The sequence below is a fragment of the Pantoea sp. KPR_PJ genome, from assembly GCF_041386365.1.
Taxonomy (GTDB): Bacteria; Pseudomonadota; Gammaproteobacteria; order Enterobacterales; family Enterobacteriaceae; genus Pantoea.
The window spans coordinates 51,954-67,980 of sequence record NZ_JABMIK010000005.1; the positions used below are offsets into that span (position 1 = coordinate 51,954).

17 protein-coding genes and 1 pseudogene are annotated in these 16,027 nt (G+C 58.7%); 17 read left to right on the forward strand and 1 reads right to left on the reverse strand.

The genetic code is table 11. The features are described from left to right. Window positions 1–113 precede the first annotated feature (113 nt). The 11 genes and pseudogenes from HP564_RS12410 (at window position 114) to HP564_RS12460 (ending at window position 9,947) form a co-directional block, all read left to right on the forward strand. A complete protein-coding gene (locus HP564_RS12410; protein ID WP_371243441.1) occupies window positions 114–1,046 on the forward strand; it encodes an ABC transporter substrate-binding protein in 933 nt (310 codons plus the stop codon). Window positions 1,047–1,522: 476 nt separating this feature from the next. Continuing rightward, entirely contained in the window at window positions 1,523–2,542 is a 1,020-nt protein-coding gene (locus tag HP564_RS12415) for a dipeptidase (RefSeq protein ID WP_371243443.1), read from the forward strand. Window positions 2,543–2,690: 148 nt separating this feature from the next. Further along, window positions 2,691–2,762 carry a pyrroloquinoline quinone precursor peptide PqqA gene (pqqA, locus tag HP564_RS12420; RefSeq protein WP_010617686.1) on the forward strand — a complete coding sequence of 24 codons (72 nt, stop codon included), beginning with the start codon at window positions 2,691–2,693 and terminating at the stop codon, window positions 2,760–2,762. A gap of 53 nt (window positions 2,763–2,815) precedes the next feature. After that, entirely contained in the window at window positions 2,816–3,733 is a 918-nt protein-coding gene (gene pqqB, locus HP564_RS12425) for a pyrroloquinoline quinone biosynthesis protein PqqB (protein ID WP_371243445.1), read from the forward strand. 3 nt (window positions 3,734–3,736) lie between these two features. Next, window positions 3,737–4,492, forward strand: coding sequence for a pyrroloquinoline-quinone synthase PqqC (gene pqqC, locus HP564_RS12430; RefSeq protein WP_371243447.1), 756 nt, complete (start codon window positions 3,737–3,739; stop codon window positions 4,490–4,492). A 4-nt stretch (window positions 4,493–4,496) separates the two neighbouring features. Then, complete coding sequence (gene pqqD / locus HP564_RS12435) at window positions 4,497–4,775, forward strand: pyrroloquinoline quinone biosynthesis peptide chaperone PqqD (protein ID WP_371243449.1); 279 nt, start codon at window positions 4,497–4,499, stop codon at window positions 4,773–4,775. Continuing rightward, a complete protein-coding gene (gene pqqE, locus HP564_RS12440) occupies window positions 4,762–5,904 on the forward strand; it encodes a pyrroloquinoline quinone biosynthesis protein PqqE (RefSeq protein WP_371243451.1) in 1,143 nt (380 codons plus the stop codon). The genes pqqD and pqqE overlap by 14 nt, the downstream gene beginning before the upstream one ends. Before the next feature lie 2 nt (window positions 5,905–5,906). After that, window positions 5,907–8,201 carry a pyrroloquinoline quinone biosynthesis protein PqqF gene (pqqF, locus tag HP564_RS12445; protein WP_371243453.1) on the forward strand — a complete coding sequence of 765 codons (2,295 nt, stop codon included), beginning with the start codon at window positions 5,907–5,909 and terminating at the stop codon, window positions 8,199–8,201. Window positions 8,202–8,333: 132 nt separating this feature from the next. Then, window positions 8,334–8,918: a YceI family protein gene (locus tag HP564_RS12450; protein ID WP_371243455.1), complete on the forward strand. Its 585-nt coding sequence runs from the start codon at window positions 8,334–8,336 to the stop codon at window positions 8,916–8,918. A 9-nt stretch (window positions 8,919–8,927) separates the two neighbouring features. Further along, a pseudogene (locus HP564_RS12455) lies at window positions 8,928–9,413 on the forward strand (glucokinase); the annotation flags it as partial. A 108-nt stretch (window positions 9,414–9,521) separates the two neighbouring features. Beyond that, entirely contained in the window at window positions 9,522–9,947 is a 426-nt protein-coding gene (locus tag HP564_RS12460; protein WP_371243457.1) for a thiol-disulfide oxidoreductase DCC family protein, read from the forward strand. Here the strand turns inward: HP564_RS12460 and HP564_RS12465 are convergent. Continuing rightward, window positions 9,941–10,282 (reverse strand): cupin domain-containing protein, encoded by a 342-nt coding sequence (locus HP564_RS12465; protein WP_371243459.1) that lies wholly within the window; start codon window positions 10,280–10,282, stop codon window positions 9,941–9,943. The genes HP564_RS12460 and HP564_RS12465 overlap by 7 nt on opposite strands. A 128-nt stretch (window positions 10,283–10,410) precedes the next feature. Between HP564_RS12465 and HP564_RS12470 the strand changes: the two genes are divergently transcribed. From HP564_RS12470 to HP564_RS12495, 6 genes are all read left to right on the forward strand, one after another. Next, window positions 10,411–11,049: an RpiB/LacA/LacB family sugar-phosphate isomerase gene (locus tag HP564_RS12470; RefSeq protein ID WP_371243461.1), complete on the forward strand. Its 639-nt coding sequence runs from the start codon at window positions 10,411–10,413 to the stop codon at window positions 11,047–11,049. Window positions 11,050–11,401: 352 nt separating this feature from the next. Beyond that, a complete protein-coding gene (locus HP564_RS12475) occupies window positions 11,402–11,887 on the forward strand; it encodes an MBL fold metallo-hydrolase (RefSeq protein ID WP_371243463.1) in 486 nt (161 codons plus the stop codon). 15 nt (window positions 11,888–11,902) lie between these two features. Further along, window positions 11,903–12,226, forward strand: coding sequence for a hypothetical protein (locus HP564_RS12480; protein ID WP_371243465.1), 324 nt, complete (start codon window positions 11,903–11,905; stop codon window positions 12,224–12,226). Window positions 12,227–12,327: 101 nt separating this feature from the next. Beyond that, on the forward strand, window positions 12,328–13,443 hold the full coding sequence (locus HP564_RS12485; RefSeq protein WP_371243467.1) for an ABC transporter substrate-binding protein: 1,116 nt from the start codon (window positions 12,328–12,330) through the stop codon (window positions 13,441–13,443). Between the two features lie 127 nt (window positions 13,444–13,570). Further along, the gene (locus HP564_RS12490) at window positions 13,571–13,978 is read left to right on the forward strand and encodes a DUF2231 domain-containing protein (RefSeq protein WP_371243469.1); all 408 of its coding nucleotides are present in this window, start codon (window positions 13,571–13,573) and stop codon (window positions 13,976–13,978) included. Between the two features lie 12 nt (window positions 13,979–13,990). Further along, complete coding sequence (locus HP564_RS12495; RefSeq protein WP_371243471.1) at window positions 13,991–15,283, forward strand: sorbosone dehydrogenase family protein; 1,293 nt, start codon at window positions 13,991–13,993, stop codon at window positions 15,281–15,283. The last annotated feature ends 744 nt before the right edge of the window (window positions 15,284–16,027 follow it).

Consider the following 16,027-nt stretch of genomic DNA (forward strand, 5'->3'; position numbering starts at 1 on the left):
GATAACGCAAACGCGACAGCTTATGCGCTGACCGGCTAACCTCATGCGGAATCGGCATCGGTGATTTTCAACGCCCGGTTTACTCTGGTTTTTTTGCCTCAGGAGAAGGCGGTATGAAATATCACGCTCTGGTTATTGCGCTGGCGCTGGCCAGTCTTTCCTCTGCGCAGGCCGTTACGCTGCGCATTGCCGATCAGAAAGGTAATATGCGCGCCGAGATGGAAGCGGCGCATCAGCTCGATCACCTCAGCTACACCATCGAGTGGGCAGAGTTTCCGGCCGCCGCGCCGCTGGCGGAGGCACTTAATGCGGGCGCAGTGGATGCGGGCATTATAGGTGACGCGCCGCTGCTTTTCTCGCTGGCGGCCGGTTCGCAGATAAAAGCGGTTGCCGTCAGCAAATCGGTGCCGGAGGGGCTGGCGGTGCTGGTGCGGCCCGACTCGTCGATTAAGACCGCGGCCGATCTCAAAGGCAAAAGCATTGCGACGGGCCGCGGCTCAATTGGTCATTTTCAGGCGCTGAAAACGCTGGAGCAGGCGGGCCTGAGTGATAAAGACGTGACCTGGCGCTTCCTGCAGCCCGCCGATGCGCGTATCGCCCTGAGCAATCATTCGGTGGATGCCTGGGCGACCTGGGATCCCTATACCGCGCTGGCAGAAGTGACGCAGACGGGTCGCGTGCTGGTGAACGGTGTCGGGCTTGCCACCGGCAACAGCTTCCTTGCCGCCACGGATGCCGCCATCGGCGACAGCGAGAAACGCGCCGCGCTACAGGATTATGTTAACCGGCTGGCCGCCGCGGATCGCTGGGCTAACAGCCACGTCGGCGACTACGCCCAGACGCTGGCGAAAATCATCGGGTTTCCGGCCGCCGCCGCAGAAAAGTCCTTCTCGCGTCGCCAGTCGCACTGGCAGGGCATCGACGACCACACGGTACAGCAGCAGCAGGAGACCGCCGATTTTTATCAGAAACAGGGCCTGATACAGAAAACCCTGGCGGTGAAGCCTACTTTCTATCGCGGTCTGACAGTGGCGCAGGGCAATTAAATTCGGGCGCAGTGGCGTAAATCGGGAAAGGCGGTCTGGCGCTGCGGCTGCTCCAGCGGTGAGCGGAAGCGAGGCGCAAGGTGTGACGCTGACAGCGCGCCCGGCCAGGCGTGGCAACATTGCCGCGCCGCAGGTGACACACCGGCACACGCAGCACCTGCCGCTGATCCTCTCTCTTGGCGGCTACCGTGATCATCAGAGGCTGCACTGTTGCCAGCAGCACCAGACGACCAACATGCTCTGGCGCAGACTGTCACCGCCTGATATGCGCCGTTCAGCCTGCGTCTCTGGCACCGCCTGTTTCAGTGGAAGAGGTTGAGACGCTTTGGCTGTTCAGCGTCCCCCGCGGTAAAATCTGTGACCTGTTTTTTAGCCTGGCATCGCCTGAGTAACGATTTGTGCCCTCTGATTTGGCGTTTAAACGGCGGGCGCGTAGCATAGCGCCATGTTGGTTTCTTTAAGCGCTCATTTCCCCGATGTTAACTTTTGATGGCCATAACGATCTGCTGCTCAACCTGTGGCTTCATCACCGCGATGCGCCGGTCGACGCGTTTTTCAATGGCATTGCGCAGGGGCATCTCGATTTTCCGCGTATGCAGCAAGGCGGATTTATCGGTGGCCTGTTTGCTATCTTTGTGCCGCCGCAGGCCTATATCAGCAAAATGGTGCCGCACCGCCGCGATGAGCCCTGGCAGCCGCTGGAGATTATGTGGCAGCAGCTGGCCATTTTGCACCAGATTGCCGATGAGTCACGCGGCCGCGCCCGACTCTGTTACAGCGCTGCCGACATTGCTGCCTGCCGCGCAGAAGGCGTACTGGCTCTGGTCGCGCATATTGAAGGTGCGGATGCGCTCGACGCCGAGGGCGAGCAGCTTCAGGCGTTTTATGACGCGGGCGTGCGCAGCATTGGCCCCTTCTGGAACCTGCCCAACCGCTTCGGCGCTGGCGTTACCGGTGCTTTTCCCGGCTCACCCGACAGCGGCCCGGGCCTGACCGAGGCGGGCAAGGCACTTATCCGACAGGCTAACGCGCTGAATATGCTGATCGATGTATCGCATATGAACGAAAAGGCGTTCTGGGACACAGCCAAATATTCGACCTCGCCGCTGGTTGCCACGCACTCTAACGCCCATGCGCTCTGCGCTCAGCCGCGAAATCTCACCGACGCTCAGCTGGCCGCTATCCGCGACAGCGGCGGCATGGTGGGCATTAATTTCGGCAACGCCTTTTTACGCGCCGACGGTCAGCGCGACGACAACACGCCGCTGCGCGTTATTGTTCAGCATTATGAACGGCTCAAAATGATAATGGGTGAGGATTGTGTGGGGTTAGGATCCGATTTCGACGGCATCTCCACGCCAAAGGCGCTAAAAGATGTTTCAGGATTGCCGCGTCTGTTCGCCGCTTTTCGCGAGGCGGACTATGATCAAGAGCAGCAGGAGAAACTGGCTTCGCGCAACTGGCAGCGCGTGTTGCATCAGGTCTGGCAGGCCTGATTCATTTCCTTAACATTTGCAGGTTGATATTGGCTCGCGCTTAGCGCACCATCAGCCCGCTTAAAATTACGTGCATAATCACTGGATTGTTTACGTAATGATACCTGACGGGTATCGCGTTGTTTATTCACCTTAGAGGAAAACTATTATGTGGAAAAAACCTGAATTTGTTGATTTACGTCTCGGCCTGGAAGTGACGCTGTACATTTCCAACCGTTAATATTCATGCCCGCCAGCTGTGCGGGCATTTTGTTTCAACGCCGGGTTTCCTCTATGTTTATCAAAGTTCTTGGTTCCGCCGCGGGGGGGGGCTTTCCTCAGTGGAACTGTAACTGTGCCAACTGTCACGGCGTGCGCAACGGCACAATTCAGGCCAGCGCCCGTACTCAGTCCTCCATTATTCTCAGCGACGATGGCGAAAACTGGGTGTTGTGTAACGCCTCACCGGATATCAGCCAGCAGATTGCCCACACGCCAGAGCTGGTTAAAAAAGGGGCGCTGCGCGGTACGGCTATCGGCGCCATTATTCTTACCGACAGCCAGATCGACCACACGACCGGGCTGCTGAGCCTGCGTGAAGGGTGTCCTCACCAGGTCTGGTGCACTCCGGAGGTGCATGCCGATCTCACCAGCGGTTTCCCGGTATTCACCATGCTGAAACACTGGAACGGCGGGTTGCAGCATCGACCAGTTGCCCCGCTGACGCCGTTTAGCGTCGACGTCTGCCCGAACCTGCGCTTTACCGCCATTCCGATCCTCAGCAACGCACCGCCTTACTCGCCTTATCGCGATCGCCCGCTACCGGGCCATAACGTAGCGCTGTTTATCGAGAACCGCGCCAGCGGGCAGACACTGCTCTATGCGCCAGGCCTCGGCGAACCCGATGCGGTGATTATGCCCTGGCTGGAAAAGGCTGATTGCCTGTTGATTGACGGCACCGTCTGGAAAGATGATGAGCTACAGGCTACCGGGGTCGGCACCAACACCGGCAAGGCGATGGGGCATCTGGCACTCTCGGAAGAGCAGGGGCTGATGGCACTGCTGGCGTCGCTGCCAGCGAAACGCAAAATTCTAATCCATATCAACAACACCAATCCGATCCTTAATGAGCAGTCGCCGCAGCGTCAGTTTTTGACGCAGCAGGGCATTGAAGTGAGCTGGGACGGCATGGCGATTCACCTTCAGGACTGAGTGATGCAGATAACCGAGACGCTGACGCCTCAGGCGTTTGAACAGGCGCTGCGCGATAAAGGCGCTTACTACCATATTCATCATCCCTACCATATCGCGATGCACAACGGCGACGCGACGCGCGAGCAGATCCAGGGCTGGGTAGCCAACCGTTTTTACTATCAGACAACTATCCCGCTCAAGGACGCAGCGATTATGGCGAACTGCCCCGATCCGGCCACGCGCCGTAAGTGGGTGCAGCGCATCCTCGATCATGACGGCAGCAACGGTCAGGAGGGCGGTATTGAAGCCTGGCTGCAGCTGGGGGAAGCGGTAGGGCTGACGCGTGACGCGCTGCTGTCGGAGCAGCATGTGCTGCCGGGCGTGCGCTTTGCTGTGGACGCCTATGTTAACTTTGCGCGCCGCGCGAACTGGCAGGAGGCGGCTTGCAGCTCCTTAACCGAGCTTTTTGCACCGCAGATCCATCAGTCGCGCCTCGACAGCTGGCCACAGCACTACCCCTGGATCAAAGAAGAGGGCTACTTCTATTTCCGCAGCCGCCTGAGCCAGGCGAACCGCGATGTCGAGCACGGCCTGGCGCTGGCGCTGGCGTTCTGCACGACGGCGGAGAAGCAGAACCGTATGCTGGAGATCCTGCAGTTCAAGCTCGATATTTTGTGGACGATGCTGGACGCCATGACCATGGCGTATGAGCTGAAACGCCCGCCCTATCATACGGTCACCGACAAGGCGGCCTGGCACACCACACGACTGGTATAACGATATGAATGACAACACCATCCCCGTTTTTCGCCGTGGCTACCGTCTGCAGTGGGAAGCGGCGCAGGATAGCCATGTGGTGCTCTATCCCGAGGGCATGGCGAAGCTGAATGAAACTGCTGCTGCCATTCTGGAGCTGGTTAACGGTAAAGAGAGCGTGGCGGCGATTGTTGCCACGCTGGACGCGCGCTTCCCGGAAGCGGGCGGCGTCGGCGAAGATGTGAAAGCGTTCCTGCGCGCCGCGTATGAACAAAAGTGGATAATGTTTCGTGACCCAGAATAAACCCGCTGTCAATCCGCCGCTCTGGCTGCTGGCGGAGCTGACCTACCGCTGTCCGCTCCAGTGCCCTTACTGCTCAAATCCGCTCGATTTTGCCCAGCAGGAGAAAGAGCTGACCACCGCGCAGTGGATAGAGGTCTTCCGTCAGGCACGCGCCATGGGCAGCGTGCAGCTCGGCTTTTCCGGCGGAGAACCCCTGACGCGCAAAGATTTGCCGGAGCTGATCCGCGCCGCGCGCGATCTCGGCTTCTACACCAACCTGATCACGTCAGGGATTGGTCTGACCGAGAAGAAGCTTGATGCCTTTGCTGACGCCGGTCTGGACCATATTCAGATCAGCTTTCAGGCCAGCGATGAGACGCTCAACGCTGCGCTGGCCGGCTCAAAAAAAGCCTTTCAGCAGAAGCTGGAGATGGCGCGTGCGGTGAAGAAACAGGGCTATCCGATGGTGCTGAACTTTGTGTTACACCGTCACAATATTGGCCAAATCGACAAAATCATTGACCTGTGCATTGAGCTGGAAGCGGATGACGTAGAGCTGGCGACCTGCCAGTTTTACGGCTGGGCGCAGCTTAACCGCCAGGGGCTGCTGCCCACGCGCGAGCAGATTGCCGAGGCGGAAGCGGTGGTGAGCCGCTACCGCGAGCGCATGCGCGGCAGCGGCAACCTGACTAACCTGCTGTTTGTGACGCCGGACTATTATGAAGAGCGCCCCAAACCCTGCATGGGTGGCTGGGGGGCCATTTTCCTTAGCGTGACGCCGGAAGGCACCGCGCTGCCTTGCCACAGTGCGCGCCAGCTGCCGGTGCAGTTTCCGTCGGTGCTGGAGCAGTCGCTGGAGGATATCTGGTATCACTCCTTTGGCTTTAACCGCTACCGCGGTTTTGACTGGATGCCTGAGCCTTGCCGCTCGTGTGATGAAAAAGAGAAGGATTTTGGCGGCTGTCGCTGTCAGGCCTTTATGCTGACCGGCAACGCCGACAATACCGATCCGGTGTGCAGCAAATCTCCGCATCATGACGTCATCCTTGAAGCAAGACGCGAAGCGGCATGCAGCGACGTAAAAATTGGCCAGCTGCAGTTCCGTAACCGCACCAACTCACAGCTGATCTACAAAACCCGGACCTTCTGACCATGACTGAGATGCGTCAGCGACGGTTGCCAGATGGCCTGCACGTCACGCTGATCCACCAGCCTGATGCGTCACAGGCGGCGGCACTGGCTCAGGTTGCGGCGGGCAGCCATGATGAGCCTGACGCCTGGCCGGGGCTGGCGCACCTGCTGGAACACTTGCTGTTCAGCGACAGTGAAGGCTATCGCGAGAGTGAGCGCCTGATGCCCTGGGTGCAGGCGGCGGGTGGACGGCTGAACGCCACAACCCTGCTGCGCAGCAGTGCCTGGTTCTTTGAGGTGGAAGCTGGTCTGCTGGGCGACGGTGTCGCGCGGCTGGCGGATATGCTGGCTGCGCCACAGTTTTCTCCTGAGGCCATCGCGCAGGAGACGAGGGTGATTGATGCCGAATATCGCCTGATTCAACAGCATACGCCGTCGCGCCGGGAAGCCGCGCTGTTTTCGCGCGTCAGCACGCCGGACGCTTTTCAGCGTTTTCACGTCGGCAGCCGCGCGGCCTTCGGGTCAGACAGTGGGGCACTGAAACAGGCGCTACATCAGTTTCACCAGCGCTTTTTTGTCGCCGGTCAGATGACGCTGTGGCTACAGGGGCCGCAGCCGCTGGACGAGCTTGAACAGCTGGCGCAGGATTTTAGCCAGCGGTTTTTGCCAGGCGCAGCTGACAATCCGGCCGGCCCTTCAGAACCGGTGCGCTTTGTCGCCGCTCCCGACGTGGCGCTTGAAACCCAGGCAGAAGATCAGCTCTGGATCACCCATTATCTGCGGGGTGATGCTGGATCCTTTCGTGACAGTGTCACGATTTTGCGTGAGTTTTTGCTGGATGAAGCCCCTGAAGGCGTGATGGCGACGCTGCGTCAGCGCCACTGGGCGCAGGCGCTTGAGGGTAAATGGCTGAGCCTGGATCGTTCAGGCGGCTGGCTGGCGTGGCAGTTTGCAACCTCGCAGCCCGATGCCGTCTGTGCCGCGTTTTCTCAGGTGTTGTATGCGCTGATGCACACCACACCACAGCAGCAGCGTCACTACCTGCATTTAGCGCAGCAGCGTTTTGCCTTACTCACGCCGCTTGATCAGCTGCGCGAACGCGCCTTTGGCTTTGTTCCGCCAGAGCATATCAGCGAATTTGTGCCGCTGCTGCACCGGCTGGCAAAGGCACCACAGGTGCGGCTCTGGAGTGCCGCCAGCGTGCAGGGCACAACGGTTGACACCCAGGGATTCAGGCTGTCACTGCGCCCCTGGAGAGCAGAGCCCTGGCGCGGCGCGGCGCTGCCGGAATTGCGCTTTCACCCGCTGGCACCCGCCGGTAAAACGCTGACGCCGCCAGACGCCCGCGCGCCGCTGCTGCACTGTGCTGCGGGTGATACACCCGCCACGCTACTGCTGCGCCCCGACTTTTTTACCTCACTTTCTCCCGCCACGGCAGCGCACTTCGATCGGCAGCTGCGGCCGCTCTTCGCGCTGCTGCGGCATCAGGGCGGGGCGGCAAACTGGCAGGAAAAGCAGGGTAGCTGGCAGCTGTTAGCGCAGCTGCCCGCCGGTGACGAATCCTGGCTGGCATCGCTGCCCGATGCCTTACGCGCTGAGGGTAAAGGTAATGCTGCGCCTCCGGCTGAGGATGTTGCGATCCGCGAACTGCTGCGCCAGCTGCCGCTGGCCGTCAGCACGTTATCCGACAGTGGCTACTGGCGGGCAGCGCTGTATGGCGGCTCGACACAGCAGCACGCCACTGTCGCCAGGTGGCTCGCGCCGGTTGTGGCGGGTTGCGGCCGCGTTGCGCAGCCCGATCCCGGCGGCAAAACCGTCATGCTGGACCATCACAGCGCGGACCATGCGCTGCTGCTTTTTTTGCCGTGCCCCGCAAACGTGTCACTGGCAGCGCTGCGTGCGCTGGCGCTGTTGATGGAGCCGCGCTTCTTCCAGCGTATGCGCGTAGAGCAGCAGACTGGCTATGTCGCCAGCTGCCGCTATCACCGCTGTGCCGATCGCGATGGCATACTGTTTGCGCTTCAGTCGCCCGATATTGCATCCGAGGCGCTGCTGACGCAGTGCCAGATCTTTGTTCATCAGCTGGCCCTTCCCGACGATGCAGATACGCTGAAGACGGGGCAGGCACGCCTGCATGCGGCACTGAGTGCATCATCGCAGGCGGATAGCAGGCTGCAGCGGGCGCTGCGTCACGCGCAGGGGATGCGCGATCTCGATGCCTCCGCGATCGACGCCCTGACCCCGGCGGCGCTGCATCAGGCGCGGGCGCAGCTTCTGCACGAATGGCACCATAGCATTGTGTTACGAACCCGGTAGCCTGGTTTGCAAATAGTCACCTCAGGATATTGCTGAATTTATTTGAAAATTAAGGCCAAAACTCTTCACTATATCTGCGCGCCGCTTTCAGCCACACTCAAATGGATTCAGCTATTTTAAAAGGAACCTGAAGTGAAAAATTTCAAACGTCTTGCTCTGCCGCTGCTGGCTGTTACCGCTCTTTACGTCCCGCTGTCGCAGGCTGCTGCTCAGCAGTATGAACTCGATCCGGCTCATACCTCCGTTATTATGACCTGGACCCACTTTGGCTTTTCGCACCCCACCGCAGATATCGCTGACACCAAAGGAACCCTGGTGTTTGACAGCGAAAACCCGGCCGCTTCACGCGTTGACGTTACCCTGCCGATTACGCATATCGACAGCCACGTGGCGGCGCTGACCAAAGAGTTTAAAGGTCCGGAATACTTCGATACGGCGAAATACCCCACGGCGACCTTCCACAGCACCAAAGTGGTTGCAAAAGGCGACAACAAGTTTGATGTCGAGGGTAATCTGACGCTGAAAGGCATCACCAAACCGGTTACGCTGCACGCGACGCTGAATAAGCAGGGCGAGCATCCGATGGTCAAAAAGCAGGCGATTGGGTTTGATGCCACCGGCACCATCAAACGTTCTGACTTTAAGCTGGACAAATATGTTCCGGCCGTTGGCGATGACGTGACGCTGACAATTTCTACCGAAGCTTACGCTAAATAATAGCGTCACACTCTCTCCTCAACGGGAGAGCGTGTTATGGCGAGTTTTGCGCCGATTGATCGTCAGCGCAACCGTCAGCTGGGCTGCGCCGCCTACCAGGCGATCTGGACAATTGTCGGTCAGGCACCTGCCGGCTGCGTCTATCTGATTGATGCCTGGTTTGGCTTTCAGCCCAAAAGCGAGCTTGAACAGGGGCTGGCGAGGGCGGGCGTCAGTCGTCCGCTGGAGCGGTGGCTGGCTGTCTCCCCCGAAGAGGCGGTGGCGCGCTATCAGGCGCGGCTGTCGAACCGGATGCCCGATCATCCCGGCGCGGAATATCTGCCCGAACTCTATCGGCTGGCGGAGCAGGCGTAGCCGATGGCCGTGGGTCCGGTGCTGCGCGTCGAGACAGGCGATGCGCATCTCCATGCCGCTGAACGCTGGCTGTTGCAGCAGTTACAACCTTCTTATGCCAGAAGCGATGAGGCAGATAAGCCTCTGTATCAACAGCGTTAACTGATAACCGGCCGCCGCGCCGGTTTTTTTTCACATTCCGCATCGCTTGACGTTCGGGTGATTAATGACCGTACTTAATCATTAAACCACCCGCGTAAGGAGAGGATTATGCCAACACCCCCTTTTATCCAGCCCGGAGAAAAAGTCGTGCTCTATGACGGCGTCTGTAAACTCTGCAACAGCTGGGTCAATTTTTTGCTGCGGCGCAAGCTTGACCGCCACGTCCGCTTTGCGGCAGTGCAAAGCGAGGAGGGCAAGGCCTTGCTGCGATTTGCCGGCCTGCCGGATGAAAACATCCGTACCATCGTTCTGATCGAAGGTCATCGCCACTGGGTGCGCGCTCAGGCGATCCTGCACGTTATGCGGCGGCTGCCGTTTCCATGGGGACTACTCTCCTTGTTGCGCTTTTTTCCTCACTTTATCAGCAACTTTATTTACAACCGCATTGCGGTTAACCGCTATCGCTTGTTTGGCCGTTACGATGTGCAGCACCCGGTATCACCTGATTATCCCGGACGTTTTTTGCATCAGTGATCGTTTTCTCGGGCGGGCAAAAAATCGTCCCGCTGCGGAGTAAAGGTATCAAGCAGCGTACCGGCCTCCAGACAAAGGCAGCCGTGAACGACGTCGGGGGCCATGTAGAGCGTATCACCCGCGCCGACGTGACGGGTAACGCCATCGATTGTAAAGGCAAAGCGCCCACTCAGGACACAGGTCAGTTGCTCATGCGGATGCTGGTGTAGCGGCCCAACTGCACCCTCTGCAAACGTGACCTCCACTGCCATCATCGTACCGCCGTGTGCAAGAACGCGCCGCGTTACGCCATCACCTGCGTCTTCCTGCTCGGTGTCTGTCCGAAAGATAAACATGTCTGCTCCTGATTCAAGTCGCTACGGTTTTTGTGACCTTACTCACGCCCGAAACGTGATTTCCCCATGCACTTTAGCGGCTTTTGATTAAAATGAAACGGTGTTTCATAAATAGTTAAGGGCAGATCATGAAAATTGCATTAATGATGGAAAACAGCCAGGCCGCCAAAAACGCCGTGGTGCGCAGGGAACTGGAAAGTGTCGCGCAGCCGTTGGGTCATCAGGTCTTCAACGTGGGCATGAGCGACGAACAGGATCACCATCTGACCTATATTCACCTGGGTATCATGGCCAGCGTGCTGCTTAACAGCAAAGCGGTCGATTTTGTGGTCGCCGGTTGCGGTACCGGGCAGGGCGCGCTGATGTCACTCAACCTGCATCCGGGCGTGATCTGCGGCTACTGCATCGATCCGGCCGATGCCTACCTCTTCGCCCAGATCAACAACGGCAATGCGCTGTCGCTGCCGTTCGCTAAAGGCTTTGGCTGGGGCGCAGAGCTGAACCTGCGCTTTATCTTTGAAAAAGCGTTTACCGGCGAAAAAGGACTGGGTTACCCGCCAGAGCGTAAAGAGCCGCAGGTGCGTAACGCCGGCATTCTTAACCAGGTGAAAGCCGCCATGCTGAAAGAAAACTATCTCGACACCCTGCGCGCGCTGGATCCTGAGCTGGTGCGCACTGCACTGAGCGGCCCGCGTCTGCAACACTGCCTGTTTGAGCACGGTCAGGTGCCTGAAATCGCCGACTTCGCCCGCCAGATGACGCAATAACCCCTTTTTGCGCGCGGCCCTCCGCGCGCCTGCTTCGGCATCGCCACACGGCGGCAGCAAGGCTGCATCACAGTCTTACGCCTCTTCCTCAGCCTGACCAGCTTTGCACAGGACTCCCCCGCAAAAAGCAGTATGGATCGCGCTGCCCGTCCCCCCCTCCCACGCTGCGTCGGCGTGTTCTGCCGAGTCACTGACCGCCCACGGCATCCGGCGGGCATGACTGCCCGGTCAGTTATTCACAGTGATTGTGCCGCTCACGCTTGCAGACGCAGCAGAGCTGGCCATTATTGATGTTTGACCCGTTCATCATTAACCGGCCCAGAGCCGATTCGGCGACAGGCAAGGAGGAGATATGCGTATTCATCACCTCAACTGCGGCTGTATGTGCCCCTTAGGTGGCGCGCTCTACGATGGCTTTAGCCGCTCGCCGCTGGCGCACCTCAGCTGCCACTGCCTGCTGCTGGAGACGGCATCGCAGGGCCTGGTGCTGGTGGATACCGGGATTGGCCTTCAGGACATGGCGCATCCCGGCCAGCGCCTGTCGGGTTTCTTCCGGCTGTTTAACAATATCCAGCTTGAGCGCAGGCTCAGCGCCTGGCAGCAGATTGTCGATCTCGGCTTCCGTCCGGAAGATGTCCGCCACATTATTCTGACGCATCTCGATTTTGACCATGCAGGGGGCATCAGCGATTTTCCGCAGGCGCGCGTGCACCTGCTCCAGCGAGAGCTCGACACCGCGCCCGTGCGGCAGAGCTGGCTGCAACGGCAGCGTTTTCGTCCTCAGCAGTGGGGCCATCACAGCGGCTGGCGCGGGTATGCCAGCGGTGGAGAACGCTAGTTCGGCTTTGACGCAGTGAGGGCGCTGGACGATCTCAGCGACGAGGTGCTGCTGGTACCGCTACCCGGACACACGCTGGGACATGCGGGAATCGCTGTGCGCCAGGGCGATGGCTGGCTGCTGCACGGCGGCGACGCCTGGTTCTATCGTGAAGAGATGCGCCATGCGCAGCGGCACTGCACGCCAGGGCTGCGCTTCTACCAGTGGATGATGTGCAGCGACCGCACTGCCTGGCGTAACAATCAGCAGCGGCTGCGTGCGCTTTCGCTGCAGGCCGATGCAAACGTCACGCTGTTTTGCAGCCATGACCGGCGCGAGCTGGGTCTGCTGGATCGGTGAAAAAACTTTTTGCCTGACCCCTTCTCCTTTGACCCATTTTGCGTGATAGTAACGGCGCTTTACATTAATGGTTATCATTATCATTTGTATGGGTTAATTCAATGAAAAAATGGATGTTAGCGCTGGGGATGCTGTGCGTGGCGGGGACAACGGCGGCCAAAACCATTACCGATGTAGCGGGCCGTCAGGTGGAGGTCGCGACAGAGTCAAAACGCATTATTTTAGGGGAAGGGCGGCAAATCTATCTGCTGGCGGCGTTCGACACCGACGCTCCCTTCCAGCGTGTGGTGGGCTGGCGCGATGATCTGCACAAGGCGGACTGGGATGGTTATCAGGCTTATGAGAAACGTTACCCACAAATTAAGGCACTGCCGACCTTTGGCGGCGCAAAAGATGGCACCTTCAACGTTGAACAGGCGCTGACGCTGAAGCCCGATCTGGTGCTGATGAACCTGGAGTCAAAGGCGGCCACCGATGAAGGCAAGCTGATGGAGAAACTCCAGGCGGTTGGTATTCCCGTGGTGTTTATCGACTTCCGCGAAGCACCGATGGTGAATGCAGAAAAGAGCATTCGCATTATGGGCGAGCTGGTCAACAAGCCGGAACGCGCGCAGGCGATCATCGACTTCCGCCGCCAGCAGATTGAACGCGTTACCTCGCGGCTGAAAGCGTTTCACGGTGCGCGTCCGAATGTGATGATTGACCGTGCAGGCGGCTACACCGATGAGTGCTGCATGTCATTTGGTAACGAGAACTTCGGTCAGATGGTTGAGCTGGCGGGTGGCCACAATATCGCCAGAGATCTTATTCCCGGCACCTTCGGTACGCTTAATCCAGAGCAGATTATTGCCAGCCGTCCTGATGTCGTGGTGGTGACCGGGGCCAACTGGAAAAACTACAACACCGTGGGTAAATGGGTAGGTGTCGGACCGGGTGCTGACCGAAAGGAAGCAGAAAATCGCCTGCAAAAGCTGATGATGCGTGACGCCTTTAAAACGCTGCCGGTGGCGCATAATGGCCATGCGCACGCTATCTGGCATCAGTTTTACGACAGTCCCTATCAGTTTGTTGCCATTCAGGTGCTGGCTAAGTGGCTGCATCCCGAACTGTTCGCCGATCTCGATCCCGACGCGACGTTCCGGGCGTTCCATGAGAAATTTTTACCCCTGCCTTACCAGCCTGGCTACTGGGTTACCCTGCCAGCGGATAAGGGTTAAGCGTCTTCTGCGGCAGGGATGCCGCGTCATTGCCTGAATCTTTCCCTCATCTTTATTCATATTTACTAATATTTTACAGGCGCAGCGCGTTTTATGCGCTGTAACGCTTAACGATATGGAGATGAGAATGACCAGAACCCCGGGACGATCGCCCTTTGCCGTGGCGCTTTACACGCTGTTCGAACCTGTTCCGCTCGGCTTTTTTGTGGCGGCATGGATCTTCGACATCATTTACCTCAACAGTTATGTCGTGGAGTGGACGCACGCCGCCAGCTGGCTGATCGCCATTGGGCTGGTCATCGCCATTCTGCCGCGGCTTATCGCACTGATTTATCTCTTCCGCGGCAGCAGCCGTGCAGAGAAGGTGCATTTCTGGATCACGCTGCTGGCGATTGTGCTGGCGATCGTAAATGCCTTTGTGCACAGTCGCGACGCCTGGGCCGTGGTGCCGTCTGGCGTGACGCTGTCAACTATCGTGGTGGCGCTGATGCTGATCGCCAATGTCCAGCTTGCGCTGCGTCAGCGCACGGCTTAAGGAGAAGCACCGATGAAAAAGCAAACGCTTATTGCCGTGGCGCTGACTGCGCTACTGGCTGGCTGTGACAGCGGCGCACAGCTCGATCCGCAAAAGCAGACGGGTCCCAATCCGGAACTACCTCAGGCGAAAAACTTCTTTATGCCGCCGATGCAGGTGCCGGAGGGCGTCGCGTGGAAACAGGGTGAAATGCCCAAAGTGGCGCAGGGGCTGAAGATTGAAAAAATTGCTGAAAACCTGAAGCATCCGCGCCAGCTGCTGACGCTGCCAAACGGCGACATTCTGGTGGCCGAGGCTAACGGCCCAGCCAAACCGACCACGCGGCCGAAGCAGCTGATTATGGGGATCGTACAAAAAGCCTCTGGCAAAGGCGGCGAGGGCGGCAACCGCATCACGCTGCTGCGCAACGTCAACGGTAAATGGGAACAGCACACCTTTATTGAAAATCTCTTTTCGCCGTTCGGTATGCAGCTTATTGGCAATACCCTCTATGTGGCCAACGCCGACAGCCTGGTGAAGTTCCCCTATCAGGAGGGCGAAACCGAAATTCGCACGCCACCGCAGCAGGTGACCGATCTGCCGGGCGGCCCAATTAACCATCACTGGACCAAAGCGCTGGTGGCCAGCCCCGACGGGAGCAAACTCTATGTGGGTATTGGCTCTAACAGCAATATCACGGAAAACGGCATTGGCGCGGAGTACCATCGCGCGGTGGTGCTGGAAGTGGACACCGCCAGCGGCGCGACGCGCCTGTACGCAACCGGCCTGCGCAATCCAACGGGTTTGCAGTGGGAGCCGCAGAGCAACCGGCTGTGGGCTATCGTCAATGAGCGCGACGAAATCGGCTCTGACCTGGTGCCCGATTATATGACCTCAGTGCAGGAGAACGGCTTCTATGGCTGGCCCTACAGCTATTTCGGTCAGCATGTGGATACGCGTGCCCAGCCGCAGCGTCCCGATCTGGTCGAGAAGGCGATCAAGCCGGATTATGCACTGAGCTCACACGTTGCTCCGCTGGGGCTTTTCTTCTATCAGGGGGAAAATATGCCGCAGTATCGCGGTGGAGCCTTTGTCAGCGAGCACGGTAGCTGGAACCGCACGCCGCTAAATGGCTATCAGGTCGTCTGGGTGAAATTTGAAAACGGTAAGCCGGTTGGGCTGCCGCAGCCGGTGGTCACCGGCTTTCTGACGGACGATCAGAAACAGGTTCGGGGGTTGCCGGTGGGTCTGACGGCGGATCGCCAGGGTGCGCTGCTGATTGCGGATGACGCCGGTAACACGATATGGCGCGTTAGCGCACAATAGCGCCTAACTGCCGGGCATAAAAAAAGGATTTGGCGTTACGGCCAAATCCTTTTTTTTATGTTCGCTTAGCGGCTGGTGACCGCGCCACGAACGGGGTGCTCAGCACTCTCCACATCTGGGATTCTAAATAGCCGCGAGAAATATTTCAAGTTTCGCCAAAATACTGTATGTTTATACATGTGTTGGGCGTGCAGCGATTCCCTCTTGCTGACTGGTTGCTCCCAGGGGCGCGGTTTAAAAATCCCGGCAGGCATCAGGTGGTGCTGGCCTGTGGCTTTAGCAACGAGTGCCGCTCAGCGCTCTCCACAAGATGTGCTTAGGCACCCGGCGGGTAGAGTCAAAGCCTCGGTGGCCGAACAGCGCGCTCCTGTGTAAGGAGAAGGAAAGTGATGGAGCTGATTAGAGTGATCCTGGATATTGTCCGGATCATCCTGCAGATCATCGTTGCCCTTTTGCAACTGACCGGTGAGCATCACTAGCCGGAACTTGAACAAAGGCGGAGCTAACCACTCCGCCTTTTTCGTGGGCTTGCCTCTGCCACACGCCTGCCATCTCAGCCCACGATCTGAATGTCACACCCTGCAGCCTGGTGGGGGGATGGGTGCCATCTGCGCATTATGGCTGTGTGGCAGCCGCGTGAGGCCGGTTTCAGGCCTGCACGCCAGCGCTGTGGGCGATTGCCCAGCGTGTGAAGCGAAGGAAAGAGCTGCAAATCGTGGTGGCGCGCAACAGTCTGTAGCGCGC

Excerpts from the sequence above, each read along its gene's own strand:
- HP564_RS12410 (WP_371243441.1), top strand. The coding sequence starts at position 114 with ATGAAATATCACGCTCTGGTTATTGCGCTGGCGCTGGCCAGTCTTTCC.
- HP564_RS12415 (WP_371243443.1), top strand. The coding sequence starts at position 1,523 with ATGTTAACTTTTGATGGCCATAACGATCTGCTGCTCAACCTGTGGCTT.
- pqqB (WP_371243445.1), top strand. The coding sequence starts at position 2,816 with ATGTTTATCAAAGTTCTTGGTTCCGCCGCGGGGGGGGGCTTTCCTCAG.
- pqqC (WP_371243447.1), top strand. The coding sequence starts at position 3,737 with ATGCAGATAACCGAGACGCTGACGCCTCAGGCGTTTGAACAGGCGCTG.
- pqqD (WP_371243449.1), top strand. The coding sequence starts at position 4,497 with ATGAATGACAACACCATCCCCGTTTTTCGCCGTGGCTACCGTCTGCAG.
- pqqF (WP_371243453.1), top strand. The coding sequence starts at position 5,907 with ATGACTGAGATGCGTCAGCGACGGTTGCCAGATGGCCTGCACGTCACG.
- HP564_RS12460 (WP_371243457.1), top strand. The coding sequence starts at position 9,522 with ATGCCAACACCCCCTTTTATCCAGCCCGGAGAAAAAGTCGTGCTCTAT.
- HP564_RS12465 (WP_371243459.1), bottom strand. The coding sequence starts at position 10,282 with ATGTTTATCTTTCGGACAGACACCGAGCAGGAAGACGCAGGTGATGGC.
- HP564_RS12470 (WP_371243461.1), top strand. The coding sequence starts at position 10,411 with ATGAAAATTGCATTAATGATGGAAAACAGCCAGGCCGCCAAAAACGCC.
- HP564_RS12475 (WP_371243463.1), top strand. The coding sequence starts at position 11,402 with ATGCGTATTCATCACCTCAACTGCGGCTGTATGTGCCCCTTAGGTGGC.
- HP564_RS12485 (WP_371243467.1), top strand. The coding sequence starts at position 12,328 with ATGAAAAAATGGATGTTAGCGCTGGGGATGCTGTGCGTGGCGGGGACA.
- HP564_RS12490 (WP_371243469.1), top strand. The coding sequence starts at position 13,571 with ATGACCAGAACCCCGGGACGATCGCCCTTTGCCGTGGCGCTTTACACG.
- HP564_RS12495 (WP_371243471.1), top strand. The coding sequence starts at position 13,991 with ATGAAAAAGCAAACGCTTATTGCCGTGGCGCTGACTGCGCTACTGGCT.